The 25,560-nt window shown below is 74.1% G+C and carries 31 protein-coding genes; 9 read left to right on the forward strand and 22 right to left on the reverse strand.

Translation table 11 applies throughout. From position 1 onward, the window contains the following. Positions 1-11: 11 nt before the first annotated feature. From WD794_09920 to WD794_09960, 9 genes are all read right to left on the reverse strand, one after another. On the reverse strand, positions 12-1,181 hold the full coding sequence (locus WD794_09920; protein ID MEX2290629.1) for an aminotransferase class I/II-fold pyridoxal phosphate-dependent enzyme: 1,170 nt from the start codon (positions 1,179-1,181) through the stop codon (positions 12-14). Between the two features lie 209 nt (positions 1,182-1,390). Further along, on the reverse strand, positions 1,391-2,026 hold the full coding sequence (locus WD794_09925; protein ID MEX2290630.1) for a hypothetical protein: 636 nt from the start codon (positions 2,024-2,026) through the stop codon (positions 1,391-1,393). Positions 2,027-2,036: 10 nt separating this feature from the next. After that, positions 2,037-2,651 (reverse strand): MarC family protein, encoded by a 615-nt coding sequence (locus WD794_09930; GenBank protein ID MEX2290631.1) that lies wholly within the window; start codon positions 2,649-2,651, stop codon positions 2,037-2,039. After that, a complete protein-coding gene (locus WD794_09935; protein MEX2290632.1) occupies positions 2,648-3,496 on the reverse strand; it encodes a PHP domain-containing protein in 849 nt (282 codons plus the stop codon). Before WD794_09935 ends, WD794_09930 begins: the two co-directional genes overlap by 4 nt. A 46-nt stretch (positions 3,497-3,542) precedes the next feature. Then, positions 3,543-4,172, reverse strand: coding sequence for a DUF6758 family protein (locus tag WD794_09940; protein MEX2290633.1), 630 nt, complete (start codon positions 4,170-4,172; stop codon positions 3,543-3,545). Positions 4,173-4,239: 67 nt separating this feature from the next. Further along, on the reverse strand, positions 4,240-4,530 hold the full coding sequence (locus WD794_09945; protein ID MEX2290634.1) for a hypothetical protein: 291 nt from the start codon (positions 4,528-4,530) through the stop codon (positions 4,240-4,242). A gap of 95 nt (positions 4,531-4,625) precedes the next feature. Beyond that, the gene (locus WD794_09950; GenBank protein ID MEX2290635.1) at positions 4,626-4,859 is read right to left on the reverse strand and encodes a hypothetical protein; all 234 of its coding nucleotides are present in this window, start codon (positions 4,857-4,859) and stop codon (positions 4,626-4,628) included. 54 nt (positions 4,860-4,913) lie between these two features. Next, positions 4,914-5,414 (reverse strand): MaoC family dehydratase, encoded by a 501-nt coding sequence (locus tag WD794_09955; GenBank protein ID MEX2290636.1) that lies wholly within the window; start codon positions 5,412-5,414, stop codon positions 4,914-4,916. A gap of 74 nt (positions 5,415-5,488) precedes the next feature. Continuing rightward, the gene (locus WD794_09960) at positions 5,489-6,082 is read right to left on the reverse strand and encodes a suppressor of fused domain protein (protein ID MEX2290637.1); all 594 of its coding nucleotides are present in this window, start codon (positions 6,080-6,082) and stop codon (positions 5,489-5,491) included. 172 nt (positions 6,083-6,254) lie between these two features. Here WD794_09960 and WD794_09965 point away from each other — a divergent pair, with 172 nt between their 5' ends. Beyond that, positions 6,255-6,377: a hypothetical protein gene (locus WD794_09965; protein MEX2290638.1), complete on the forward strand. Its 123-nt coding sequence runs from the start codon at positions 6,255-6,257 to the stop codon at positions 6,375-6,377. Between the two features lie 255 nt (positions 6,378-6,632). Here WD794_09965 and WD794_09970 read toward each other — a convergent pair whose 3' ends face one another. After that, complete coding sequence (locus WD794_09970; GenBank protein ID MEX2290639.1) at positions 6,633-7,835, reverse strand: acyl-CoA dehydrogenase family protein; 1,203 nt, start codon at positions 7,833-7,835, stop codon at positions 6,633-6,635. Positions 7,836-8,061: 226 nt separating this feature from the next. Beyond that, complete coding sequence (locus tag WD794_09975) at positions 8,062-8,829, reverse strand: hypothetical protein (protein MEX2290640.1); 768 nt, start codon at positions 8,827-8,829, stop codon at positions 8,062-8,064. 149 nt (positions 8,830-8,978) lie between these two features. Here WD794_09975 and WD794_09980 point away from each other — a divergent pair, with 149 nt between their 5' ends. After that, on the forward strand, positions 8,979-9,353 hold the full coding sequence (locus WD794_09980) for a hypothetical protein (GenBank protein ID MEX2290641.1): 375 nt from the start codon (positions 8,979-8,981) through the stop codon (positions 9,351-9,353). A gap of 12 nt (positions 9,354-9,365) precedes the next feature. Here the strand turns inward: WD794_09980 and WD794_09985 are convergent, their stop codons facing one another. Continuing rightward, a complete protein-coding gene (locus WD794_09985) occupies positions 9,366-10,127 on the reverse strand; it encodes a glucose 1-dehydrogenase (GenBank protein MEX2290642.1) in 762 nt (253 codons plus the stop codon). Positions 10,128-10,320: 193 nt separating this feature from the next. Between WD794_09985 and WD794_09990 the strand changes: the two genes are divergently transcribed. Beyond that, a complete protein-coding gene (locus tag WD794_09990) occupies positions 10,321-11,592 on the forward strand; it encodes a CBS domain-containing protein (protein MEX2290643.1) in 1,272 nt (423 codons plus the stop codon). After that, on the forward strand, positions 11,585-12,229 hold the full coding sequence (locus WD794_09995) for a DUF1003 domain-containing protein (GenBank protein MEX2290644.1): 645 nt from the start codon (positions 11,585-11,587) through the stop codon (positions 12,227-12,229). Before WD794_09990 ends, WD794_09995 begins: the two co-directional genes overlap by 8 nt. Before the next feature lie 109 nt (positions 12,230-12,338). Here WD794_09995 and WD794_10000 read toward each other — a convergent pair whose 3' ends face one another. The 3 genes from WD794_10000 to WD794_10010 are packed head-to-tail and all read right to left on the reverse strand — an operon-like array spanning position 12,339 to position 13,818. Continuing rightward, on the reverse strand, positions 12,339-12,638 hold the full coding sequence (locus WD794_10000) for an AzlD domain-containing protein (GenBank protein ID MEX2290645.1): 300 nt from the start codon (positions 12,636-12,638) through the stop codon (positions 12,339-12,341). Beyond that, a complete protein-coding gene (locus tag WD794_10005) occupies positions 12,635-13,264 on the reverse strand; it encodes an AzlC family ABC transporter permease (protein ID MEX2290646.1) in 630 nt (209 codons plus the stop codon). The genes WD794_10000 and WD794_10005 overlap by 4 nt, the downstream gene beginning before the upstream one ends. A 56-nt stretch (positions 13,265-13,320) precedes the next feature. Next, a complete protein-coding gene (locus WD794_10010; GenBank protein ID MEX2290647.1) occupies positions 13,321-13,818 on the reverse strand; it encodes a MarR family transcriptional regulator in 498 nt (165 codons plus the stop codon). A 90-nt stretch (positions 13,819-13,908) separates the two neighbouring features. Here WD794_10010 and WD794_10015 point away from each other — a divergent pair, with 90 nt between their 5' ends. The 3 genes from WD794_10015 (at position 13,909) to WD794_10025 (ending at position 17,375) form a co-directional block, all read left to right on the forward strand. Beyond that, positions 13,909-14,976: a CoA ester lyase gene (locus WD794_10015; protein MEX2290648.1), complete on the forward strand. Its 1,068-nt coding sequence runs from the start codon at positions 13,909-13,911 to the stop codon at positions 14,974-14,976. Positions 14,977-14,999: 23 nt separating this feature from the next. Next, on the forward strand, positions 15,000-15,857 hold the full coding sequence (locus WD794_10020) for a CoA ester lyase (GenBank protein ID MEX2290649.1): 858 nt from the start codon (positions 15,000-15,002) through the stop codon (positions 15,855-15,857). A gap of 363 nt (positions 15,858-16,220) precedes the next feature. After that, positions 16,221-17,375, forward strand: coding sequence for an Mrp/NBP35 family ATP-binding protein (locus WD794_10025; GenBank protein MEX2290650.1), 1,155 nt, complete (start codon positions 16,221-16,223; stop codon positions 17,373-17,375). Between the two features lie 15 nt (positions 17,376-17,390). On the opposite strand, the gene WD794_10030 is transcribed toward WD794_10025, so the two are convergent. The 5 genes from WD794_10030 to sigE all read right to left on the reverse strand — a co-directional run bounded on the left by WD794_10030 (position 17,391) and on the right by sigE (position 21,577). Continuing rightward, entirely contained in the window at positions 17,391-17,729 is a 339-nt protein-coding gene (locus tag WD794_10030) for a sec-independent translocase (GenBank protein ID MEX2290651.1), read from the reverse strand. Positions 17,730-17,787: 58 nt separating this feature from the next. Then, a complete protein-coding gene (locus WD794_10035) occupies positions 17,788-19,248 on the reverse strand; it encodes a trypsin-like peptidase domain-containing protein (protein MEX2290652.1) in 1,461 nt (486 codons plus the stop codon). 87 nt (positions 19,249-19,335) lie between these two features. Continuing rightward, positions 19,336-20,385, reverse strand: a complete 1,050-nt coding sequence (locus tag WD794_10040) for a hypothetical protein (GenBank protein ID MEX2290653.1) — start codon at positions 20,383-20,385, stop codon at positions 19,336-19,338. Beyond that, complete coding sequence (locus WD794_10045) at positions 20,382-20,900, reverse strand: zf-HC2 domain-containing protein (protein ID MEX2290654.1); 519 nt, start codon at positions 20,898-20,900, stop codon at positions 20,382-20,384. Before WD794_10045 ends, WD794_10040 begins: the two co-directional genes overlap by 4 nt. Beyond that, complete coding sequence (gene sigE / locus WD794_10050) at positions 20,897-21,577, reverse strand: RNA polymerase sigma factor SigE (protein ID MEX2290655.1); 681 nt, start codon at positions 21,575-21,577, stop codon at positions 20,897-20,899. The genes WD794_10045 and sigE overlap by 4 nt, the downstream gene beginning before the upstream one ends. A 225-nt stretch (positions 21,578-21,802) precedes the next feature. Here sigE and WD794_10055 point away from each other — a divergent pair, with 225 nt between their 5' ends. Next, the gene (locus tag WD794_10055) at positions 21,803-22,417 is read left to right on the forward strand and encodes a class I SAM-dependent methyltransferase (protein ID MEX2290656.1); all 615 of its coding nucleotides are present in this window, start codon (positions 21,803-21,805) and stop codon (positions 22,415-22,417) included. Positions 22,418-22,423: 6 nt separating this feature from the next. Here WD794_10055 and WD794_10060 read toward each other — a convergent pair whose 3' ends face one another. Together WD794_10060 and WD794_10065 are read right to left on the reverse strand one after the other, a co-directional pair. Next, a complete protein-coding gene (locus WD794_10060) occupies positions 22,424-24,046 on the reverse strand; it encodes a leucyl aminopeptidase (GenBank protein MEX2290657.1) in 1,623 nt (540 codons plus the stop codon). 1 nt (position 24,047) lies between these two features. After that, positions 24,048-24,215: a DUF3117 domain-containing protein gene (locus WD794_10065; GenBank protein MEX2290658.1), complete on the reverse strand. Its 168-nt coding sequence runs from the start codon at positions 24,213-24,215 to the stop codon at positions 24,048-24,050. Positions 24,216-24,376: 161 nt separating this feature from the next. Between WD794_10065 and WD794_10070 the strand changes: the two genes are divergently transcribed. Then, complete coding sequence (locus WD794_10070; GenBank protein ID MEX2290659.1) at positions 24,377-25,165, forward strand: enoyl-CoA hydratase-related protein; 789 nt, start codon at positions 24,377-24,379, stop codon at positions 25,163-25,165. Positions 25,166-25,560 lie beyond the last annotated feature (395 nt).

Genomic DNA, 25,560 nt, shown 5'->3' on the forward strand with positions numbered 1-25,560 from the left:
CACGGCTCAGGTCAGCGCAGCTTCTGCAGCCGCTCGGCGGCCGCGTGCAGGGTCTCCAGCCGCTTCGGGAAGGCGAAGCGGATCTGGCCCGCGCCCTGCGCCGGATCGGCGTAGAAGGACGTGCCGGGCACGGCGGCGACCCCCGGGTCGACGACGATCCGCCGGGCGAACGCACTGCTGTCCCCAGCGGGGTCGAGCTCACCCGACTCGCACAGCACGTAATAGGCGCCGTCCGGCACGCGGAACGTGAACCCCACCTCGGCAAGCACCGCGCAGAGCAGGTCGCGCCGCTCCCGGTAGGCCAGCGCGGTACGGGTGTAGTACTCCGGCGGCAGCGCCATGGCCGCGGCGCCGGCCGCCTGCAGCGGGGCGGCCGCCCCGACCGTGAGGAAGTCGTGCACCTTGCGGATGCTGCCCGTGATCCCGGCCGGCGCGATCGCCCAGCCGACCCGCCAGCCGGTCACGGCGTACGTCTTGGACAGGGCGTTGATGGTGACGGTGCGGTCCTCGAGCCCCGGAACCGTCGCCGGCGGGACGTGCTCGGCGTCGTAGACGATGTGCTCGTAGATCTCGTCGGTCAGGCAGAGGGCGTCGTGCCGCTGACACAGCTCGCCGATCAGCTCCAGCTCCGCCCGGCTGAACACTTTGCCGGTCGGGTTGTGCGGGGTGTTGACGATGATCGCCCGGGTGCGGTCGGAGAAGGCCGCCCGCAGCTCGCCCTCGTCGATCGACCAGTCCGGCGCGTGCAGCGTGACGTAGCGGGGCGTGGCGCCGGACAGCACCGCGTCCGGGCCGTAGTTCTCGTAGAAGGGCTCGAAGACGATCACCTCGTCGCCGGGATCGACGGTCGCAAGCAGGGTGGCGATCATCGCCTCGGTCGAGCCGCAGGTGACGCACAGCTCGGTCTCCGGGTCGACCGTCCAGCCGGGGTACGTACGGGCCAGCTTCGCCGCGATGCCGTCGCGGAAGGCCTGGGCGCCCCAGGTGATGGCGTACTGGTTGACGTCGTCGTCGATGGCCGACTTGGCGGCGTCCTTGAGCTCCTGCGGGCAGGCGAAGTCGGGGAAGCCCTGCGCCAGGTTGACCCCGCCGGAGGCGGCGCACAATCGGGACATCTCCCGGATGACCGATTCGGAGAAGGTGCCGGCCTTGGCACTGGTCCAGCGGCTGTCCGCGGTCATCGTGCCGCTCTCCGTCCTGTCGCTCCTGCTGCGCCGCCCGGCCAGCCGGCGGCCCGTCGGCTGCCGATTCCCGTGCGCCCGCGGCGGTGCCATGGGACGGTACCCGTAGCCAGAAAACCCTTCAGTCCTGAACAAGGCGGCCGATAGGCCTGCGCACCGTTCGCACGGGCGAGGTCGTCCGTCCCGATTCCGTACGTGGGGTGGCCGCGCTACCAGGCGCCGGAGTCGGACCCGTCGCCGGCGGGCGGCAGCTGCTGGCTGACCCGGCGCTGCGTACGCGCCCAGAGCAGCCCGCCGGCCACGACCGCGATCCCGACAAGTCCGGCGACCGCGACGGTCTGGCGGTTGGACCCGCGGATGCCCCGCTCGGCCCCCGTGTCGCCGTGCCGCTCGACCGCCGCGGCGAAGGCCAGCAGCGCGTCGGTCAGCGTCTGGCCGTTGAACTCCTGCTCGCTGCGGGACTGCACGATCCCGTCCAGCAGGACGCTGGCGTCCACCCCCGAGGCGCCACCCTCGCCGGCCTGCAGCTCACCGGCATCGGTCACCACGACGACCACCGCGCGCGGGTCCTCCAGCGCCTCCACCACGCGCAGCAGGGCGCCGTCGATCCCGCTCTCCTCGGCGTCCACCTCGCTCTGCGGCACGACGAGCGCGTACGTCGGCACCGGCAGGTCCTGGAAGGCTGCCCGGACGGCCTCCTCGTCGATCCGCACCGCGCTTTCCGGCTCGACCAGCACCGGGTCCTCGCGCAGCCGGTCCACGACCTTCTCGACGTCCAGCGCCGCTGCGGGGAGAGCGAGCAGCGCGGAGCCGGCGAGCAGCGTCGCCAGCAGCCAGCATCTCATCGGTGCGTCCTCACCCCTGCGCCAGGAAACCACGCACGGAGTCGGCCAGCAGCTGCACCGCGATGGCCGACAGCAGCAGCCCGGCGATGCGGGTCAGCAGCACGATGCCGCTCTCCCGGATGATCCGGGTGATCCCGACGCTGAAGCGCAGCGACAGGTAGACCGCCAGGTGGATCGCCAGGATCCCGGCGGCGATGGCCGTGACGTCGGCGACCCCCTCGGACTGCTGCACGAACACGATGGTGGCCACGATGGCGCCGGGCCCGGCGAGCAGCGGGGTCCCCAGCGGCACCAGCGCGATGTTGACGTCACGCACCTCGGTGGGTGCGTCGGCCCGGTCGGTGAGCAGCTCCAGCGCCACGATCAGCAGCAGCAGCCCGCCGGCACCCTGCAGCGCCGGGATGCCGATCCCCAGGAAATGCAGGATCTGCTGCCCGATGATCGCGAACAGGGTGATGACGAACAGCGAGACCAGCACCGCCTGGCCCGCCAGCCTGGCGCGGGTCCGGTTCGTCCGCCCGCCGGTCAGGCCGAGGAACAGCGGGATCGACCCGAGCGGGTCCATGATCACGAACAGTGTCACGAAGACCGCGCCGAACAGCGTCGCGTCGAAGACGCCGCTCACAGCACGCCGGTGGGGCCGGAGGCGGCGGCGACCAGCTGCTCGTACTGCTCCTCGTCGGTGGTGTGGGCACCGAGTGCGACCGTCTTGTTCGTGCCGTGGAAGTCGCTGCTGCCGGTGGTGAGCAGTCCGAGGTCGCGGGCCAGGCCGCGCAGGTGCGCGCGGGCGGCGTCGTCGTGGTCGACGTGGTCGACCTCGAGCCCGGCAAGTCCGGCGTCCACCATCTCGGCGATCACGTGGTCCGCGACGGTACGGCCCCGCTTGCTGGCAGCCGGGTGCGCGAAGACCGGCACGCCGCCGGCGCGGACCACCAGGCGTACGGCCTCGAGCACGTCCAGCTCGAGCTTGGGCACCCAGTAGCGCCCGGACGTGCCGATCCACTCGGGGGTGAAGGCCTCCGAGACCGAGCCCACATGGCCCTGCTCGATCAGCGCCTGCGCGACGTGTGGCCGGCCGACGGTCCCGCCGGCGAGCTCCTGCACCCGCTCCCAGGTCACGCCGGTACCGTCCGCCTCGAGCATCCGGGCCATCCGCTCCGCGCGGCCGACCCTGGACTCGCGCAGCTCGCGCAGGACCCGCGAGAGCTCCGGCTCCGCCGGGTCGAACAGGTACGCCAGCAGGTGCAGGCTGATCCCCTCCCGGACGCAGGAGATCTCGGCGCCGCGGACCAGGGCCAGGCCCTCCGGCAGCGCCTCGGCCGCGGCCGCCCAGCCGGCGGTGGTGTCGTGGTCGGTGATCGCCAGCACGTCCAGGCCCGCGGCGCGCGCCTGCGCCACGAGCGCGGCCGGCGGCGTGGTGCCGTCCGAGGCGGTCGAGTGGGTGTGCAGGTCGATCACACGGGCGGGCACGGGTCTCCAGGGAAGCGGGCGGAGGCTCCACGCTAGCGCCGGCCGATCACGTCCCCAGCCGGGCGGTCGGTGCCCCCACCGGGAGCTCCAGCGCGGCGGCGCGCTCGGCCCGCAGGTCGTGCAGCACGACGTGCTCGAGCAGGACCAGCTCGGCGGCCGGCGGCCACAGCACGGCATAGAGCCAGACGCCCAGCGCCTCGCCGACAAAGGCGACCCGGTCCGGCGCGCTGTCACAGCGCCAGAGGGCGGTGGGGTGCCCGGCGGCCTCGACCTTGGCCTCCGGCGGGCCCTGCAGGACGACGTCGCCCGGGTCGATGCCGGCCACCCCCGCGTAGCGCGCCCCGAGCCCGATGCCGGGCTCCTCCGCGACGAGCAGCAGGTCGGCCGGCCCTCCGACCGGACAGGGTCCGGCCAGCGCGAGGGCGGTGGCCCGGGCGCCGCCGCGCTCGTCGCCGGCCAGGGCCAGCCCGGCGACCGTCCAGCCGGCGAGGAGCGGCAGCGGCGACCACAACGGCACGGTCGCGCGGGAAGCGGCCTGCGCGATCATCTCGCCGGTGGCCTTCGGCCAGCAGCGCAGCGGCTGCACCACGCCGTGCCGGGCGCACTCCCAGGAGCTGGACATCAGGCCAGGTGCGCGCAGCGGCGCAGCGCAGCGCGGGCAGGTCGAGGGGGTCATGCTGCGACGGTCCGCCGGCGGCGCCGCGTGGTCAAGCATTCGGGGGGTGACGGGAGGGCCGGTCGGATCAGGGCCGGTCGCGGAACACCCGGTCCGACAGGACCTGCACGTCGCGGTCCAGCGCCTCCAGCCGACGGTCCATGGCATCGAAGCGCTGGTCGACGCCGGCGAACCGCTGGTCGACGGCGTCGAAGCGCGCGTCGACGGTGTCGAAGCGTGCGTCGACGGCCTCGAACTTCGCGGCCACGAACGCCTTGAGATTTGCCTGCGACAGGGCGACGAGCGCGAGGATCCCCGTGGCCAGCACACCGAGAATCCCGAGCAGAGCCCAGCCCTGCGCCGCCGCCGCCGTCGTCATGTGCCCAGTGTGCGGCTGCCGCCACCGGGCGGCAAGCAGCAGGTCACCGGCTGTGGACGGCTGGTGTGACTCGACCCGCTGCTACTCGACTGGTGTCACTCGACCAGGCGGCGGGTGGTGCGCTCCTCGACCACAGCACGCGGCTCCTCGACCACAGCACGCGGCTCCTCGACGACCCGGGCACGCGGCTCCTCGACGACCCGGGTCGTCGGACGCCGCACGACGGTGCGGTGCCGGGCCCGGCGGGTGCGGTCGAAACCGCCTGCGGCCGCGAAGATCGCCGCCAGCACCAACACCACGACGATGACCAGGGCAGCAGTGAGATCCATGTCGCTGCTGTGCCCCTGATCGCCCGGTCGTACTCTCCGCCGTGCGGGTGAAAGCTACTCCCGCAGCTCGGGGCGTCCGGGGAACTCACCGCCGGTGCTCTCGGCGTAGACCCGCTTGGGCACCATCACCTTGCGGCGGAAGATGCAGACCAGCACGCCGTCCTGGTTGTAGCCCTTGGTCTCGACGTGGACGACGCCGCGGTCGTCCTTGCTCTTGCTCTCGGTCTTGTCCAGCACCTCGGTCTGCCCGTAGATGGTGTCGCCGTGGAAGGTCGGGAAGACGTGCTTGAGCGACTCGACCTCGAGGTTGGCGATCGCGCGTCCGGAGACGTCGGGCACGGACATGCCGAGCAGCAGCGAGTAGACGTAGTTGCCGACCACGACGTTCCTGCCCTGCTGCGTGGTGGCCGCGTAGTGGGCGTCCAGGTGCAGCGGGTGGTGGTTCATCGTGAGCAGGCAGAACAGGTGGTCGTCGTACTCGGTGACGGTCTTGCCGGGCCAGTGCTTGTAGATCGCGCCGACCTCGAACTCCTCGTAGTACCGGCCGAACTGCACGCCTTCTCCTTCGTACGACGGATGCTGTGTCGAGTCTGGCAGCGTGGCGGCGGTCACCCGGTCGGGGGTACGGCTCAGGGCGCGCGCAGGTCCGCCTCCGCGCGTCGCGGGTCGCGCAGGTCGGTGCCGCACTCGAGCCAGCGCTGCTCGAGTGCCTGCGCCCCGTGCACCCGCTTCCAGGCTGCCTCGTTCGGCGTCATGGGCAGCAGCGGCAGGAAGCGGACCGGCTCGTGTCCCTCGAGCTCGAGGTCAGGCACCAGCCCGCCGGGCTCCCCGACGAGCACCGCGGTGAAGCGGCCGGCGTCCCAGAGCGGCTCGCCCAGGTCGAGGCCGGCGCCGGGGACGAGCACGACGCCCTCGACGCTCGGGCTCGCCGCGAGCACGGCCAGCCGCCGCAGCACGCTGTCCTGCAGGTCGGCCACGCTGAGCAGCAGCTCGGCCCGCGGGCCGTCCTCGAGTACCACCGACGCGCCCGGATCGCCCATCGGTGCGCGGCTCATGCCGAGCGTGCAGTAGCGGACCAGGCCATCCGGGTCGGGCCCGAAGCGGAGCACGTCGATCCGCTCGGCGCCGAGGAAGGACACCCCCGCCCGGCCGCTGTCCTGGCCGAGCACCGACAGCAGGTGCGCCTCCACCTGCAGCAGCACGGCGTCCGGGTCCAGGGCCACCCGGGCAGGCTAGGCCGCTGCGGTGTGGCCGCCCGGGCCGCTCGTCCGGCCGGGCCGAGTCCTTCACCCGCGCGCTGGGCAGCGCGATCGCCGACGGCCTCGACGGCGCCCGTGCTGCCGTCGCCCTGCGCACCGTCCTCGCCAACGCCGGTGCGGTGCTGGTCGGACCGCCGTGGACGAGGTGCACACCCGCCTCACCGGCGAGTCGCTGCGCAAGCTGGTCGCCGAGGTCGGCGTGCTGCTGACCCAGGTCGAGGTCGACGCGCTGCCGAACTCGGCCGACACCGCCGCCTGACCGATACCCGATCAGGTCGGCTGGTGATGGCTGCACCGCAGCTTGACCTCGCGCACCGACAGGGGCCGAAATCAGCGCACGCAGCGACCTGTGCCGCACAGCGCCGTGTACACCACAGGTCAACATTCGCTGAAAGTTGACCTGTGGTGCACACACCCTGACAACACATAGAACTCGGAGAAGGCGCGCCGCGTCCACGGCCACGCAGCACGACAAGCCCGACGTCCGATCGTTCCAGGGTTCAGGCCGGCGGGATCAGCCCTGCAGCTTGTAGTCCTTGAGCAGCCCGCGGCTGATGATCGTCTTCTGGATCTCCGACGTGCCCTCGCCGATGAGCAGGAACGGCGCCTCGCGCATGAGCCGCTCGATCTCGTACTCCTTGGAGTAGCCGTAACCGCCGTGGATGCGGAACGACTCCTGGGTGACCTCGGCGCAGTACTCGCTGGCCAGCAGCTTGGCCATGCCGGCCTCGACGTCGTTGCGCAGGCCGGCGTCCTTCATCCGGGCAGCGTTGACCATCAGCAGGTGCGCGGCCTCCACCTTGGTCGCCATCTCGGCCAGCTTGAAGGCGATCGCCTGGTGCTCCACGATCGGCTTGCCGAAGGTGACCCGCTGCTGGGCGTAGGCGATGGCCAGCTCGAAGGCCCGGATCGAGATGCCGCAGGCGCGGGCGGCGACGTTCACCCGGCCGACCTCGACACCGTCCATCATCTGGTAGAAGCCCTGGCCGCGACCGGCCTCGCCGCCGAGGACGGACGACGCGGGGACGCGCGCGCCCTCCATCACCATCTCGGTCGTCTCGACGCCCTTGTAGCCCATCTTGTCGATCTTGCCGGGGATGGTGATGCCCTGGGCGGTCTGCCCGAAGCCGGGCTCCTTCTCCAGCAGGAACGTCGTCATGTTCCGGTAGACCGAGTCGGCGCCCTCGTCGGTCTTGACCAGTGTCGCGATCAGCCCCGCGCGGGCGCCGTTGGTGAGCCACATCTTCTGGCCGTCCAGGACGTACTCCTCGCCGTCGCGCACGCCGCGGCTGGTGAGCGCCGCCACGTCCGAGCCGCAGCCGGGCTCCGACATCGAGAAGCCGGCCCGCAGCTCGCCGCTGGCCATCCGCGGCAGCAGCCGCTCCTTCTGCTCCTGGGTGCCGTGCTGCTCGAGCATGTACGCCACGATGAAATGGGTGTTGATCACGCCGGAGACGCTCATCCAGCCGCGGGCGATCTGCTCGACCACCAGCGCGTACGTCAGCAGCGACTCGCCGAGCCCGCCGTACTCCTCATCGATCATGAGCCCGAACAGGCCCATCTCCCTCATGCCGTCGACGATCGCCTCGGGGAACTCGTCCTTGTGCTCGAGGTCGGTCGCGTGCGGGAGGATCTCCTTGTCCACGAAGTTCTTCACCGTGGACAGGATCTCCTGCTGGATGTCGGTGAGACCCTCGGTGGCGGCCAGGCGTGCCATGTCGCTCCTCGTCGTACGCCGCTGCGGCCGCCCGCGCGGCGTCCGGGATGTGCGCCGAGTCTCCCACCGCCACCGAGGGCGCAGCGAGCCGGGCGGGGTGGGATCGGTCACGTCGGGACGAGGAGCGGTCCAGCCGGATCCGGCCGGGACGGTCGAGCCGGATCCGGCCCGGACGGCACGGAGGCCGCAGCCCCATCGGGCGCGGCCTCCGGCGTCTGCGGGTGCGTCAGATCAGGTTTTCAAAGCTCGGGTCGACCGGCTCGGGCTCGACCGAACCCGGCTGCTCGAGGCCGGCGGCGGCCTCGGCCGCGGCCGCCGCGACCTCGAGCACGTCAGCGATCTCGGCGGCGGCGTCGTAGGCGTCGCTGGCAGCGGCCTCGGCGGCGCTGGCGGCAGCAGCAGCAGCGCGGGCAGCGGCCAGGCGGCCCATCAGGACGGCGACATCGACGCGGGCCTTCCGCAGCACCGCCATGGCGGCCCGCTCGGCGGCCAGGGCCGCGTCGTACTTCGTCTGCGCCGCCTTGACCCGGCTCGCCACCCCGGTGGCGCGGGCGGCGACCAGCTCGCGGGCGGCGACGGCGCGCGCCTGCTGAGCGCTGATCGCCTCGGTACGGGCAGTAGCGGCCAGCCCCTGGTACTCGATGGCGCGGTTGCGCGCGAAGGTGATGGCGGCGTGCGCGTCCGCCGCGGCGTCGGCGGCCGCGCGAGCGGCGTCACCCTTGGCCCCGGCGTCGGCGGCGGCCCGGTCGGCGAACTCACGAACGAGCTTGGCCTGCTCGAGGGCCCGGTCGTCCGCCTGCTCCGGCAGCGCCGGCAGGTCGGTCGACCCATCGGGGGCGGGCTCCGTCGTCGAGTCCTCCGCCGGCTGCTCTGTCGTCACGGGCACGGGGACCGTGGCAGCGTCCTCGACGGCCAGGGCCGGCATGGCCCCGCCGAACAGCAGGACGGGGACGAGCGAGGCGGTGACGAGGAAAGGTCGGGACAAGCGGGGCATGATTCTCCAGGGCTCGTTGAGGCATCTGCTGGGCATCTGCTCCGTAACGTCGGCGTGCGGTCGGCCCGCGCCGACACCCGCACGGGTGAAGACAGGCGGCACGCGCGGGTGAAGTCAGCCGGCCAGCGGGGCCGTGCAAGGCTCGGCCGATGCCGTCCGCGACGCTGATCGCCGAAGCGACCCGCCGCTCGGGCGCGGTCTGGGTCGGCCTGCCCCAGGAGCAGCCCTCGCTGCTCTGGCACGTCTGGCACGACGGCGCGGCCTACGTCGTCGGCGGCGGCCCCGAGCAGCACCTGCCGGTGGGACCGGGTGACCGCGCGCTGGTGGTCGTACGCAGCAAGGCCGCGCAGGCGGGCGTGGTGGTGGAGTGGCCGGCCAGCGTCGAGGCCGTCCTGCCGGAGACGCCGCTGTGGGAGCAGGTGGTGCCGCTGCTGGCCGCCGAGCGGCTCAACGCCGAGGCCGGCCGCGCCGGGCGCTGGGCGAAGGAGAGCAGCGTGCTCCGCCTCAGCCCGGTTCCGGACTGACCGTCTGCGGCCCTACGGCATCGTCAGGCCGCCATCGACCGGCAGCGTGATCCCGGTGACGTACGACGCGGCGTCGCTGGCCAGGAAGACCGCGACGCTGGCCAGCTCCGCGGGGTCGCCGAGGCGGCCGGCGGGCGTGACCAGCTGAACCATCTCGGCCTCCCGCGGGTCCATCTCGTCGGTCATCTCGGTGGGGAAGAAGCCCGGGGCGAGCGCGTTGACCCGGATCCCCTTGCGGCCGGTCCACTGGCTGGCCAGGTCCCGGGTGAGGCCGAGGAGGCCGGCCTTGGAGGCGGCGTAAGCGGCCTGCGGCAGGAGACCGGGCCGGAGCCCGAGCACCGACGAGATGTTGATGATCGAGCCGCCGTTCGTGGCCGCCCGGCCGAAGGCCTGCGCGCACCAGTAGGCGCCGTTGAGGTTGACGTCGAGCACCCGCAGGAACTCCGCGGGCGTCTCGCGGCTGGCCGGCTTGGCCCAGCCGAGCCCGGCATTGTTGACCAGTACGTCGACCCGGCCGAACTTTTCGACCGCCTTCTGCACCAGCCGGGTGCACTGCTCGGGGTCGGTGACGTCGGTCTGCTCGTAGGCGTAGCGGCGGCCCACGGCCTCGACCAGCGTGCCGGTCTCCGGCAGCCGGTCCACCCGGCGCGCGCCGAGCACGACGTCGGCGCCCGCCTCGGCGAAGGCCTGCGCGAAGGCCACGCCCAGGCCGGAGGAGGCGCCGGTGACCACGACGACCTTGTCGTCGAGGCGGAAGCGGTCGAGGACGGGCATGGGGGGCTCCTTCTGGAACGGCGTTCGGTTTCGGCGGCATCGTGCCCCAGCACCCCTGCGTCCTGCTCAGCGGCCACCCGCGCGCGGCGAGCAGCAGGACGCAAGGGGTGGGCCGTCGCCGTTGCGTCCTGCTCAGCGGCCACCCGCGCGCGGCGAGCAGCAGGACGCAAGAACCCGGCGGTAGCCTCCGCGCGTGAGCACCAGCACTCGCGCTTTCGTCGCACGGGTCGCCGGGCTGCCCGTCTTCGACCCCAACGGCGACCAGGTGGGCCGGGTGCGCGACGTCGTGGTGGCGCTGCGGATCGGCCGCGACGCCCCCCGCGTCCTCGGCCTGGTCGTGGAGATCCAGGCCCGCCGGCGGATCTTCGTGCCGATCGGCCGGGTCAACACGGTCGACCCCGACGCGGTCGTGCTCACGAGCGGGACGGTCAGCCTGCGCCGGTTCGACAAGCGGGGCGGCGAGACGCTGGTGCTGGCCGAGCTGCTCGACCGGCACGTCACGCTGCGCACGACCGGCGAGCAGGTGACGGTGGTCGACACGGCCATGGAGCAGATGCGCACCGGGGACTGGCTGATGACCCGCGTCGCGGTGCGCAAGGGCAGCCCCGGCGGGCTGCGCAGCCGCCGGCGCGGCGAGGTGGTGCAGGTGGCCTGGGACGAGGTGACCGGCTTCGCGCTGCCCGAGGACGGCCAGGGCGCCGCCAACCTGCTCGCGGTCTTCGAGAAGCTGCGCCCGGCCGACCTGGCCGGTGTGCTGCACGACCTGTCCGGCAAGCGCCGGGCGGAGATCGCCGCGGCGCTCGACGACGAGCGGCTGGCCGACGTCCTCGAGGAGATGAGCGAGGACGAGCAGGTCGAGCTGCTCGGCGGGCTGGAGGACGAGCGTGCCGCCGACGTCCTGGAGGCGATGTCCCCCGACGACGCCGCCGACCTGCTCGGCGAGCTGCCGGAGGAGGAGGCGCAGCGGCTGCTCGAGCTGATGGAGCCGGACGAGGCCGGGCCGGTCCGCTCCCTGCTGGCCTACAGCGACGACACGGCGGGCGGGCTGATGACCCCGGAGCCGGTGATCCTGCCGCCGAACTCCACCGTGGCCGAGGCGCTGGCGATGATCCGCAACGCCGACCTGTCGCCGGCCCTGGCCGCGCAGGTGTACGTCGTGCGTCCGCCCTATGAGACCCCGACCGGCCGCTACCTCGGCACCGCCCACTTCCAGCGGATGCTGCGCGAGCCGCCGTCGTCGCTGATCAGCGCCGTGGTCGACACCGACATCGACCCGCTGAGCCCGGACTGCCCGCTGTCCGACGTCACCCGGCACCTCGCGTCCTACAACCTGGTGGCGGTGCCGATCGTGGACTCCGAGCAGCGGCTGCTCGGTGCGGTGACCGTGGACGACGTGCTGGACCACGTCCTGCCGCAGGGCTGGCGCGACACGCGGAACCGGGTGGCCGGGGGCGCACGTGTCTGAGCGCAGCCCGCGTCGGGTCCGCCTCGACACCCCGCTGGAGCGGTCCGGCCGGCGCCCGCACTACGACCCGGACGCCTTCGGCCGGGTGTCCGAGCAGATCGCCCGCTTCCTCGGCACCGCCCGGTTCCTGGTCTACATGACGGCCTTCATCGTCGTCTGGATCGTCCTGAACGTCTCGCCGATCGCCTTCGACCCGTACACCTTCACCTTCCTGACGCTGCTGCTGTCGCTGCAGGCGTCGTACGCCGCGCCGCTGATCCTGCTGGCCCAGAACCGGCAGGCCGACCGGGACCGGATCAGCCTCGACGAGGACCGCGCCACCAGCGAGCGGCTGCAGGCCGACGTGGAGTACCTCAGCCGCGAGGTCGCCAGCCTGCGGCAGGCGCTGGGTGAGGTGGCCACCCGCGACTTCCTGCGCACGCAGTTGCGCGAGTTCACCGACGAGGTCGTCGTACGGACCCGCGGCGGCGAGGCGGGAGGCGACGGCGGAGAGACTGACCCCACGGGTCGGCGCGAGCGGGAGGACCGCGAGCGGCGGGCCGAGCGCCGCCGGCGCAAGGAGGAGAAGGCCGGCGACCGCGGCGACGAGCGGCCGGACCTCGGGGAGCCCTTCGTCGGTGAGGACGAGGGCGGCTGATGCCCCAGCAGCCGTACACCCAGCAGCCGTACACCCAGCAGCCGTACACCCGGCGACGGATCGGCGAGGTGCTGGTGGAGCAGGGCCTGACGCCCACTCCCGCGGGCGGTCAGAAGGCCCGCAGAGAGGCCGCGGTCGCTGCGGCGGCGAGGATCACCACGAGGAACGGCGCCCGGACCAGCAGCAGCACAGCGGCCACCGCGACGCCGGCGACGCGCTCGTCGACCGACAGCGCGCGCCCGTCCGCCAGCGTCTGCACGGTGACCAGCGCGGCGAGCAGGGCAGCCGGCAGCAGCAGCGCCGCCCGCTGCAGCCGCTCCCGCTCGAGCCAGCGCGCGGGCAGCGACCAGCCGGCCAGCTTGAGCGCGTAGCAGCCCAGGCTCGCCGCGAGCACCGCCGCCCAGATCACCGGCGGACCAGCAGCGGCAGGACGACGGCGCCGGCCAGCAGCACCGGCACACCGGGCGGTGTCAGCGGCACCGCCACCAGCGCCACGAGGGCGCCCGCGAGCGCGACCGCGATGCGGCTCCGGTCGCGCAGCTGCGGCCAGAGCAGCGCGAGGAAGGCCGCCGGCACCAGCGCGTCGAGCCCGAGCGCGCGCGGGTCGCCCAGCCGCGCGGCGCCGAGCGCGCCGAGCAGCGTCATGAGGTTCCAGAGCAGGTAGAGGGTCGTGCCCGTCGCCCAGAACGCCGTACCGGCGAGCGCGGGCGGCGCCGCGACGGCCATCGCGGTCGACTCGTCGATGGTGAGCTGCGCGGTGACCAGCCGGCGCGGCCCGCGCTCCGGGAGCAGCGAGGACATCCGTACCGCATAGAGGGTGTTGCGGGCGCCGAGCAGCAGCGCACCGGCCACGGCCGACACCGCCGTGCCGCCCGCGCCGAGCACGCCCACAAGCGCGAACTGCGATGCCCCGGTGAACATCAGCAGCGACAGCACGCACGCCTGCGGGACCGACAGCCCGGCGGTCACGGCGGCGGCGCCGAAGGACGCGCCGTAGAGCCCGACGGCCGCGCCGAGGCCGTACGCGTCGCGCAAGACAGCGCGACGCTCGGGTGACCGGTCCGGGAGGACGTGGTGTCGGGGCGTTCCGCTCAGCGCTTGCCGTCGCAGGCGTCCTCGGGCAGCGGGCCGTCGCCGACCAGCTTGCCCAGCAGGCGGGCCAGCTGGGCGACCTCGTCCCCGGTGAGCCGGCCGGTGACGTGCTCGGCGACGCCGCGGCGATGCGTCGGCCAGGCCTGCCGCAGCTTCGCCAGGCCGTCGTCGGTGAGGACGGCGAGGGTGCCGCGGGCGTCGCTCGGGCAGGCCTGCCGGCGGATCAGGCCGTCGCGCTCGAGCCGGTCGGCCAGCCGGGTCAGTCCGGAACGCGACAGCAGCACCCGGTCGGCCAGCTCGGTCATCCGCAGCTGCCGCTCGGGGGCCTCGGAGAGCTGCACCAGCACGTCGTAGGACGCCAGCGGCAGCTCGTGCTCGGCCACCAGCTCGGCCTCCAGCCGGCGCGTGACGGTGGCGTGCGCGCGCAGGAACATCCGCCAGGCGGCCAGCTCCATGCCGGTCAGCTCCGTGCCGGTCAGCTCCTCCTGCACGCTCATGGCCCCATGGTAGTTGCACGTGCACCGGCGGCGACCCGGCGTCTCGGGCCAGGTCGGGCCGCCCCTGGACATCCCATTAGCCTTCGGCCCGTGCGCAGCCCCAAGGACTTCTTCCGCCCCCTCGCCGTCGGCGCCCCCGAGCCGCTCCGCGAGATCCCCTGGCGCCCCTCCCGGATGATCCACTTCTTCGACCCGTCGAACCCCAAGATGGTTGCGAAGGTGCCGGACCTGGCGCCGAAGGTGGACGTGCTGCTCGGCAACCTCGAGGACGCGGTGCTGGCCGCCAACAAGGAGGCCGCCCGCGCCGGCCTGGTCGACGTCGCCCGCAGCACCGACATGGGCGACACGCAGCTGTGGACGCGGGTGAACTCCCTCGACTCCCCCTGGGTGCTGGACGACCTGACGACGCTGGTCACCGAGGTCGGCAACGCGCTCGACGTGATCATGGTGCCGAAGGTCGAGGGGCCGGAGGACATCCACTACGTCGACCGGCTGCTCGCCCAGCTCGAGGTGCGCGGGAAGGTGTCGCGCCCGCTGCAGGTGCACGCGATCCTCGAGACCGCCGCGGGCGTGGCCCGGGTGGAGGAGATCGCGCAGGCCTCCCCGCGCATGCAGGGCATCTCGCTCGGTCCGGCCGACCTGGCTGCCGACCGGCGGATGAAGACCACCCGGGTCGGTGGCGGCCACCCCGGCTACCTCGTCCGGCAGGACCCGCCACTCAAGGACGACGGGTCCGGCGACGTCCAGGGCCGGCGGAGCACCTATCAGCAGGACCTCTGGCACTACACGGTCGCGCGGATGGTCGACGCCTGCGTGCAGGCCGGGATCTACGCCTACTACGGGCCGTTCGGCGACATTTCGGACGTGGTGGCGTGCGAGGACCAGTTCCGCAATGCCTACCTGCTCGGCTGCGTCGGCACCTGGACGCTGCACCCGGTGCAGATCGAGATCGCCAGGCGCGTCTTCTCCCCCGAGGTCGCCGACGTGCAGTGGGCGCGCAAGGTGGTCGAGCAGATGCCCGAGGGCGGCGCCGGCGCGGTGATGATCGACGGCAAGATGCAGGACGACGCGACGTACAAGCAGTGCCAGGTCGTGCTGCGGCTGGCGCAAGACCTCGCCGCCCGCGACCCCGAGCTGAAGGAGGCCTACGGCCTGTGAGCGAAGCGAGCGGAGGTGGCACGGTGAGTGCTGCCGCCCCGACCGTGCTGCGATCCGTCCTCTACATGCCGTCCTCCAACGCCCGGGCGCTGGAGAAGGCCAAGACGCTGCCGGCCGACGCGATCATCTTCGACCTCGAGGACGCCGTCGCGCCCGACGCCAAGGAGACCGCGCGCGAGCAGGCCTGTGCCGCCGTCCGGAGCGGGGAGTACGGCGGGCGCACCCTCACGATCCGCTGCAACGGGCTCGACACCCCCTGGGGGGCAGCGGATCTCGCCGCCGCCGCTGCCGCCGGACCCGCCGCGGTGGTCGTCCCGAAGGTCAGCGGCCCGGACCACCTGGCGCAGGTCGCGGCGGTCGTCGGCCCGGGCACCCGGATCTGGGCCATGGTGGAGACCCCCGCGGCGATCTTCGCGGTGCGCGAGATCGCGGCCCACCCGTCGGTCGACGTCCTGGTGATGGGCACCAACGACCTGGCCAAGGAACTGCGCGCCGCGCTCGTCCCCGGCCGCGCACCGCTGCTGCCGCACCTGGCCACGGCACTGCTCGCCGCGCGCGAGGCCGGCGTACTCGCCCTGGACGGCGTCTACAACGACGTGCAGGACCTCGCCGGCTTCGAGGCGGAGTGCGTGCAGGGTGCGCAGCTGGGCTTCGACGGCAAGACCCTGGTGCACCCGACGCAGGTCGACGTCGCCAACCGGGTGTGGGCCCCGAGTGACAGCGAGATCGCGCACGCCCGGCAGGTGATCGAGGCCTTCGAGGCGGCTGGACGCGAGGGCAAGGGGGTCGTCACCGTCGACGGCCGCATGATCGAGAACCTGCACGTCGACAACGCCCACCGGGTGCTCGCGACCGCGCAGGCCCTCGCCGCCCCGGCGTGAGGGGGCTGGCGCCGGCGTGAGGGGGCTGGCGCCGGCATGACGGGGACTGCTCCCAGACATGGTGCGCACCGCGTATATGGAACTGCTGCCGGCGGCGTCAGCAGTTCCATATACGCGCCGAGGGACACCTACCGCCTGAAACCACGGACCCGCCGAGGGAACGGACCGGCCGAGGGACACACGTACACGCCTGGAACCACGGATGCGCCGCGGGACACGCACCGGCCCGCCGACCACGTACGAGCGGGCGCAGCGAGCTCGGCGGCCCACGCCGGACCGCCGAGCGACCCGGGCGCGGACGTACGATGGAATCGCCTGTGCCCCCGCACGAGCTGTCCCGCCGGCCTTCCTCGAAGGATTCTCTTGACCACTGCACCGCCCAGCGAACTGCCCTCCGCCGAGCAGCTGACGGCCGCGCTGTCGACGGTGATCGACCCGGAGATCCGCCGCCCGGTGACCGAGCTGGGCATGGTCAAATCCGCCGAGGTGGGCGCCGACGGCACCGTTCGCATCGGGATCTACCTGACGGTCAGCGGCTGCCCGATGAAGGACACCATCACCGAGCGGGTCACCACCGCGGTCACCGCACTGCCGGGGGTCACGCGGGTCGACGTCGACCTCGACGTCATGAGCAGCGAGCAGCGTCAGGAGCTGCAGACGCTGCTGCGCGGCGACAACCCGGTGCGCGAGATCCCCTTCGCCCAGCCGGGTTCGCTGACCAAGGTCTTCGCGGTGGCCTCCGGCAAGGGCGGCGTGGGCAAGTCCAGCGTCACCGTGAATCTGGCCGCCGCGATGGCGCAGAAGGGGCTGAACGTCGGCGTCCTGGACGCCGACATCTACGGCTTCAGCGTGCCGCGCATGCTCGGTGTCACGCACCGCCCCACCCAGGTCGAGTCGATGATCATGCCGCCTGAGGCGCACGGGGTGAAGGTCATCTCGATCGGCATGTTCACCAAGGACAACACGCCCGTCGTCTGGCGGGGGCCGATGCTGCACCGTGCTCTGGAGCAGTTCCTGTCCGACGTCTACTGGGGCGACCTCGACGTGCTGCTGATGGACCTGCCTCCGGGCACCGGCGACATCGCGATCTCGGTCGCCCAGCTGGTCCCGGGCGCGGAGATCCTCGTCGTCACGACACCGCAGCTGGCCTCCCAGGAGGTCGCCGAGCGGGCCGGCTCCATCGCGCTGCAGACCCATCAGCGGATCACCGGCGTGGTCGAGAACATGAGCTACCTCGAGTGCCCGCACTGCGACGAGAAGATCGACGTCTTCGGCTCCGGTGGTGGGGCCGCCGTCGCCGCCAGCCTGGCCCAGCGGCTCGGCGCCCCCGTACCCCTGCTCGGCCAGATCCCGATCGACGTACGGCTGCGCGAGGGCGGCGACAGCGGCCAGCCGCTGGTGCTGGCCGACCCGTCGTCGACGGCGAGCAAGGCGCTGCTCGACATCACCGAGTCGCTGGCCGGCAAGCCGCGCGGGCTGGCCGGGATGTCACTCGGCCTGTCCCCCGCCGGTCGCTGAGCCGCCACCCGCCGCTCAGGTGGTGTCGGGATCCCAGGGCGCCGGCTCACCCTCGCCCAACGGCGCACCGGCCCGGGTCCGGGGCCGTCCCACGGCCGGGTCCAGCTCCTCGTCGTCGCCGAACAGGTGCTTCTGCACGAACGTGCGCGGGTGCAGCGAGGCCAGGTCGACGTCGCCGAGCTCCGGGCCGAGGTCGGCCTTGAGGTCGTCGGTCATCCCCTTGACGTAGCCCCGCAGGTTGCGCAGCGTGCGTCCGGCGTCCGCGGCCATCCCCGGCAGCCGGTCCGGCCCGAAGACGAACAGCGCCAGGACGAGCAGGACCAGCAGCTCGCCCCAGCCCAGCGTGTCGAACACGAGATCAGCGTACGGCCGCCGGCCGCGGGCGAGGCGGTCGCCACCGGCTGTCCACCCGCTAGTTCCGCGGCAGGTCCTGCAGGACGACCTCGGCGGTCGAGCTGCGGCCACCGCGCAGGTAGCCGAGCGTGATGGTCTCGCCGATCTTGTGCTTGCGGATGGCCAGGATCAGCTCGTCGACGCTGCTGATCTCCTTGTCGTCCACCTTGACGATGAGGTCACCGGGCTCGAGGCCGGCCCGCGCGGCGCCGCCGCCGGGGGTCAGGTTCCGCACCAGCGCACCCTGACGGTCCTGCCCCGAGACGGTCTGCGCCGACACGCCGATGCTCGGATGGGTCGCCCGGCCGGTACGGATGATCTCCTCGGCCACCGACCGCGCCTCGTCGATCGGGATCGCGAAGCCGACCCCGATGCTGCCACCGCTCTGCGACCCGCCGAGGCCGCCCCCGCCGAGGGTGGCGATGGCGGAGTTGATGCCGATGACCTCCCCGCGGGCGTTGACCAGGGCCCCGCCGGAGTTGCCCGGATTGATCGCCGCGTCGGTCTGGATGGCGTTGAACAGCGGGTTGCGGGTGCCGTCCTGCGACGGCACGTCGACGGTCCGGTTGAGCGCGCTGACGATGCCGGTGGTGACGGTCCCGGACAGCCCGAGCGGGGAGCCGATGGCGACGACCGGGTCCCCCACGACCAGCTCCCGTGACCTGCCCAGGGCCGCCGCCGGCAGGTCGCGGTCGCTACGGACCCGCAGGACGGCCAGGTCGGTGACCGGGTCGCGCCCGACGATGTCGGCGGGCAGCTCCCGCTCCCCCGCGTCCAGCGTCACGGTGATCCGGCCGCCGTCCGCGGCCGCCTCGACCACGTGGTTGTTGGTCAGGATGTAGCCGTCGCTGCGCAGCACCACACCGGAACCGGTGCCGTTCCCGCGGCCGCCGCTGACCGCGATGCTCACCGTGCTCTGCATGACCTTCGCGGCGATGCCGGCGACGGAGTCGGGGGCCCGGTCGACGGTGGCGCTGCTGCTGCCGCCGGTGCCCAGGCTGGCGCCGGGATCGAGCAGCCCGCCGCCGCCGGAGGTGCGGGCACCGACGACTCCCCCGGCAGTGCCGGCGAGGAGCGCGGTGACGAGTACCGCCGCCGCGGTGCCCAGCCGGCGGCGGGAGCCCGTGGCTGCGTCCCGCCCGGTGCCGGGTGGGCCGGCCGGCTGACCCCACGGCTGCGCTCCCGACGGGAACGTCGCGTGCGTCGTGGGCCGGCTCCACGGGTCGGCCACCGGCGGCCGCGGGGACTCGGAACCGCCGGGCCAGCGACTGCCGTACGGCGGCTGGGTCGGCGGGTCGTCCGGTGAGGGGGCCGGCGCTGCGGCCGACGGGTCATCCACTGGGTCGTCCGGGCGCGACCACCAGGGGCTGGGCGGCGGGGTGCTGGACAGCGGGCTGCTGGACAGCGGGCTGCTGGACGGCGGGCTGCTGGCGCCGGGAACGCCCGGCTCGACGTCGGGCTGGACGCGGGGGTCGGTCACAGGGAGGTGTCCTCCGGGGTCGGGGGCTGACGTGGGGCCGTCCTCACGGGCAGTCTTCCCCACCGGCTGTGAAGTTCCCGTCAAGTCTCACCCGAAGGGGTTGAGCATCCCGGCGAGCCGCGCCAGGCCGCGGCCCAGCCGCGCCCGCACCCCACCGTCCGGAGCCTGGTCGCGCGGCAGCGCGGCGACAGCGGCGCGTACGGCATCGTCGGGGGCATCGGAGACCAGGGTCCAGACCCGGTCGCCGCCGGACCAGACGACCCGCTCCGGAGTGGCGGCGTGCACCCAGACCGGAGCGCCGTCGACCTGCTCGGCGGAGAAGCCGGCCGGCGGCGCGCTGCCGAGCCCGCCGGCCTGCGCGAACAGTGACAGGGTGCTGAGCCCGTCGGTGTAGGCCAGGTGCAGGACGACACCGGACAGCCGGGTCTCGAGCAGCCGGAAGCCCCCGGGCAGGCTGTCCGGGACGTACCAGCCGGCGTGGCGCAGCCGCTCCACGGCGGCGCCGGCCGGCCGTTCGCCGCCGGTACGCGCCGTCATGGCCGGCCGGCCGGACGTGGTCCCGGACTCGGTGACCGCGAGGTCGATGAAGGCGCTGCTGCGGGCCCGGCGACCCGCGTCGTCGAACACCTCCCGGCGCAGCAACAAGCCGCTGGCGTGGTCGATCCAGAAGCGGCCGGCCACCTGCCCGTTCGGGCGCTGGGCCTCGACGATCCAGGCGTCGCGACCGGTGCACCGGCCGGGGCCGACGATCGACAGGGCGAACGCGCCCGCCAGCCGGGAGAGCATCCGCGGATCGAGCAGCGGCGTGAGGCCGGCCGCGGACTGCTGTCCGTCGTCGCCGCCGGTGAGGACGGGACCGGTGGCCGGGTCGTGGTGCAGCTCGACCAGCGCGCTGTCGGCCGCGTCCCGCCGCCAGCTGGCGGTGTACTGGGTGCCGGTCCAGGTCAGCCGCCGGCCCGCCTGCGCGGCGCGTTCCAGCAGGGCCAGCGCCCGGCCCTCGGCCGTGCCGGGTGCTGCCGGGTCGGCTGCTGCCGTGCGGCGTTCTTCCGAGCCGCTCTCGAGCGCGGCGAACGCGGGAAGCGCGGTGAGCAGCATCCCGGCACCGACGGCCGCGCAGAGCAGCCGGCACGGGCTCACCTGGCGTTCCCGGGGCCCCCGCCGGTCAGCTGCGCCTCGAGCACCCGCGGGACCTGGTTGGTGGTGTCGACGTGCTGGACGACGAAGGAGTCGGTGGCCGGGTCCACCGGCGTCGTGACCGGCCCCTGTGGACCGCCGAGCACGACGGCGACGGCACCGAGGGCGAGCAGCGCCGAGCCGGCGGCCGTACGGCGACGGGCGGCGCGGCGGCCCGCTGGGCGGGTGCCGCGCGGGCCTGCGGCGCGGCGCAGCGAGACGGGGCGGGAGGGTCCGGCCGGCCGGCGGCTGTCGGGGCCGGCCGCGGTCAGGGCGAGCAGCCGTACGGTCAGGTCCTGCGCTGGGGCGGGGGTGGCCGCCAGCGAGAAGAGCTGCGCCTTGAGCCGGCGCTGGGCGTCCACCTCGGCGCGGCAGCCCGGGCAGTGCGTCAGGTGCCGGAGGGCCCGCTCGCGGGCGCCGTGGTCGAGCTCGCCGTCGACGAACGCGGCGGCGGTCTCGCCGAGGCACCCACCGGTCACGAGCGGTCCCGCGCCTGGCTCGCCTCGGCCGGAGCCGGCGCCCGGTGGGCCAGCGCGGCCCGCAACTGCGACCGCCCGCGGTGGATCCGGCTGCGGACGGTACCGATCTTGACGCCGAGCGTCGCGGCGATCTCCTCGTACGACAGCCCTTCGAGGTCGCAGAGCACCACGGCGGCGCGGAAGTCCGGCGGCAGCGCGTCGAGGGCGGCCTGCACGTCGTGGTCGAAGTGCGTCTCGTCGTAGAGCTGGGCCGGGCCGCGGTCCCGGCTCGGCAGCCGCTCGGCGTCGTCGGGCAGGGCGTCGAAGCGGATCCGGGCCTTGCGGCGGACCGTGTCGAGGAACAGGTTGGTCGTGATCCGGTGCAGCCAGCCCTCGAAGGTGCCCGGCGTGTAGCTCGACAGCGACCGGAACACCCGGACGAAGACCTCCTGGGTGAGATCCTCGGCGTCGTGCGGGTTCCCGGTCAGCCGGTAGGCCAGCCGGTAGACGCGCACGGAGTGGGTGCGTACCACGTCGTCCCAGCTGGGCGGCGTCCAGGAGGCGTGGGCGGCGTGCGGCGCGTCGGCGGGCCGGGGCCCGTCGGAGGCCGGCGGCACGGCGGAGGCTGGTGGCACGGCGGGTGCACCTCCCTGCAACGCGGTCGGGCCGGCCGGCTCGAGCAGGCCTGCTACCGACATGGTGCCCAGCCTCCCTGTGAAGCGCACGTGAAGCGCCGCCTGTGCCGGCCACGCATTCCTGCGCCGGCACACCGTTCCTGTCGTCCAACGCCGGCCGGGACGCCGCCGTTCCCCGTTAGGCTGCCGCCGACCGGGTCCGGGTGGGCCCGCCAGCACTGGGAGGCCGTCATCGAGCCGGGCAGGACGACGCAGGGCAAGGGTGGAGGGCCGCTCGAGGGCAAGGCCATGGCCGAGTGGCTGGCCGGCTGGCAGCCGGAGGAGCCTGCGCTGCTGGCCGCCCGGCAGCGGGCGGCCGAGGTGGGGGTCGGCGCCGTCGACCCCGCGACCGGCCAGCTGCTGCGGCTGCTCGCCGCCGCCGCGAGCGCCAGAGCCGTGATCGAGCTGGGTACCGGCGCCGGCGTGTCCTCGCTGTGCCTGCTGTCCGGGATGCGCCCGGACGGCGTGCTGACGTCGGTGGACTGCGAAGGCGAGCACCAGCGGCTGGCCAAGACGTCGCTGGCCGAGGCCGGCGTGCCGACCGGCCGGGCCCGGCTGATCCACGGTCGCGCGCTGGAGGTGGTCCCGCGGCTGTCCGACCGGGCGTACGACCTGCTGTTCTGCGACGCGAACCGCTCCGAGAACGCCGACTACGTGGGCGCCGCCCTGCGGCTGCTGCGGCCGGGCGGGTTGCTCGTGTTCGCCGGAGCCCTCGGCAGCGGCCGGGTCGCCGAGCCGTCCGCCCGCGACGGAGAGGCGGTCGCCCAGCGCGAGCTGGCCAAGGCGCTGCGCGAGGAGCCCCGCCTGGTGACCGCGGCCGTACCCGTGGGGGCGGGCCTGCTGGTCGCCGCCGTCACCGCCTGACCCTCCTCAGGCGCTCCGCCGGGCCCGCCGCACCGGCACCGCGGACAGCTCGGTCAGCCAGGCGGTCAGCAGCCGCACGCCGTAGCCGGTGCCGCCCTTGGTCTTCTCGTCCTCGTCGCCGCCGGCCATGGCCGGCCCGGCGATGTCCAGGTGCGCCCACGGGCGGCCGCCGGTGAACTCGCGCAGGAACAGCGCCGCCGTGATCGAACCGCCCTGCAGCTTGAGCGTGGGCTGGCCGATGTTGCGCAGGTCGGCGATCGGCGAGTCCAGCGCGACCCGGTAGTCCTCGACCAGCGGCATCCGCCAGAGCGGCTCGCCGGAGGCGGCCGCCGCGGCCTCGAGCTGCGCGGCCAGCGCGTCGTCGGAGGCGAACAGCCCGGCGTGCCGCTTGCCGAGCGCGACCGGCATCGCGCCGGTGAGGGTGGCCAGGTCGACGAGAACGTCCGCCTTCAGGTCCCGGTCGGCGTACGCGAGGGCGTCGGCCAGCACCAGGCGCCCCTCGGCGTCGGTGTTGAGCACCTCGACGGTGCGGCCGCCGTACTGCGTGAGGACGTCGCCGGGGCGCTGCGCAGTGCCGGAGGGCATGTTCTCGGCGGCGGCGACGAGCACGGTCACCCTGAGCGGCAGCCTGAGGTCGGCGACCGCCCGCAGGGTCGCCAGGACCGCGGCGGCGCCGGCCATGTCCGTCTTCATCGCGAGCATGCCGTCGTTGGACTTGAGCGACAGGCCGCCGGTGTCGAAGGTGATGCCCTTGCCGACCAGGACGACGTGCCGCGAGCCGCCCCCGTCGTAGGTCGCCTCGATCAGCCGCGGCGGCTGGGTGGAGCCCTGCCCGACGCCGAGGATGCCGCCGAAGCCCCGGCTGGCCAGCGCCTTCTCGTCCAGCACGCGGACGTCGAGGTCGGCGAGCAGGTCCTTGGCGGCGCCGGCCAGCCAGTCGGGGGTCTTCTCCAGCGAGGGCGTGTTGACCAGGTCGCGGGCGGCGGCGGTGGCGCGGGCGACGGCCAGCGCGGCGTCGAGCACCGTGGAGTCGGTCGGCCCGACCAGGGTGATGGTCTGCAGCGCCCGCGCCTTGGGCTCGGCCTTGCGGCTGAAGGAGTACGAGCCGAGCGTGAGCCCCTCGACCAGCCCGCGCAGGCCGGCGCCGTCGGGGGTGGCCGCGCGCAGGTCGACGGTCAGCGAGGCGGAATCCCGGGCCCGGCGGGCCAGCGCGGCGCCGGCCTTGCGCAGGTCGCCGGGCGAGCCGTCGCCGGTACCGACCAGCAGCACCCGCTCGGACCGGCCCGCCCCGGTGACCGGGACGGCGACCGGGGCCGCCCCGATGACCGGGGTGGGCCGGCCCGGCCCGATGACCGGGACGGCGACGATCTCCCCGGCCGCGCCCTTGGCCTGCTCGCGCTCGAGCAGCCCCGCGAGGTCGGGCAGGTCCGCGGCGTCCGGCAGCGTGTCGGCGCCGGGCAGCTTCTCGAGGTGGGCCGGCGTCGCGCCGGCCAGTCGGGCGGCACCGTCCTGCGCGACCGTCGGCAGCGCCAGCACCGCCGCGTCCGGGACGTCGGCGGCCAGGACGACCTGCGGGAGGCCGGTGGCGGGGAAGCGGTCCGCCGCGGCGCGGCGGCGGGCGGGCGGCACGCTAGGCGAGGACGGCCCGGAGGGCCTCGGCGAGGGACTGCACCTCGTCGGCGTTCAGCTCGACGACCAGCCGGCCACCGCCCTCGAGCGGGACGCGCATGACGATGCCGCGGCCCTCCTTGGTGACCTCCAGCGGACCATCGCCCGTCCGCGGCTTCATCGCCGCCATGGCCAACCTCCCACGTCGCGCCGCGCACGCCCCGGGACCGGGACGCGCGTTGAGCACCAGTGTCCCGTACGGCCGGGCCGGAGGGGAAGCCGGGCACCCTGGCCGGGCGTGCCATCCTGCTCGCGCCGCCCCCGACAGTCCCGTAGTGAGAGGCCTCCGCCGTGTCCGACCTGGTCCTGCTCGAGCGCACCGGCGCCGTCGCGACGATCACCCTCAACCGCCCCGAGGGCATGAACGCGCTCACCGTCGCGGCCAAGCTGGCGCTGCTGGAGGCGGTGGCCGCCGTGCGCGACGACCCGGCGGTACGCGCCCTGGTGCTGACCGGCTCCGGCCGGGCGTTCTGCGTCGGGCAGGACCTGCGCGAGCACGCCGAGCTGCTGGCCTCCGGCGACGACGCGCCGCTGCGGACGGTGCGCGACCACTTCAACCCGCTGGTCACGATGCTGGCGGAGCTGCCGATCCCGACGATCGCCGCGATCAACGGCACCGCCGCCGGCGCCGGCCTGGGGCTGGCCTGCACGCTCGACTTCCGGATCGGCGCGGCGGGGGCCCGCTACACCACGGCGTTCGCGGGGATCGGGCTGACCGCGGACTCCGGGCTGTCGTGGACGCTGCCGCGACTGGTGGGGGCCGGACGGGCGACCGCGCTGCTGCTGCTGGCCGAGCCGTTCACCGCCGAGCAGTCGCTGGAGATGGGGCTGCTGAACGCGGTGGTGGCGGCGGACCAGGTGCTGCCGGCGGCGGTGGAGCTGGCGACGCGGCTGGCCGGCGGCCCGACCGCCGCGTACGCCTGCATCAAGGAGTCCGTGGCGTACGGCGCGAACTCGACGCTCACCGAGGCGCTGGCCAAGGAGGACGAGCTGCAGGCGCGGGCGGGCGGTACGGCCGACCACGCGGGCGCAGTGCGGTCCTTCCTGGCCAAGCAGATGCCGGTCTTCGCCGGGCGCTGAGGCGGCGGGTCATCTCCCGCGGTGGCTGTCGCGGGGCGCGGGGGTTGGGCGGCGCGGGGGTTGGGCGGCGCGGGGGTTGGGCGGCGCGGGGATTCGGTGGCGCGGGGGTTGGGCGGCGCGGGGATTCGGTGGCGCGGGGATTCGGTGGCGCGGGGATTCGGCGGCGCGGGGATTCGGCGGCGCGGGGGTGACAGCACACGATGCCGGCGTCGCGGTGACTGTCCGGCGTGGCCGACAGGCCGCGGGAGACGCGGCTTCGCCCGCTGAAGGACTGCGTGACCGCGCTACGGAGCAGGCGGGGGCAGCGGCCGGCCCCCGTCGGCGGGCTGAACCGGGTCGACGGGCTGAACCGGGTCGACGGGCTGAACCGGGTCGACGGGCTGAACCGGGTCGAC

Source organism: Mycobacteriales bacterium (genome assembly GCA_040902655.1).
Classification (GTDB): domain Bacteria; phylum Actinomycetota; class Actinomycetes; order Mycobacteriales; family SCTD01; genus SCTD01.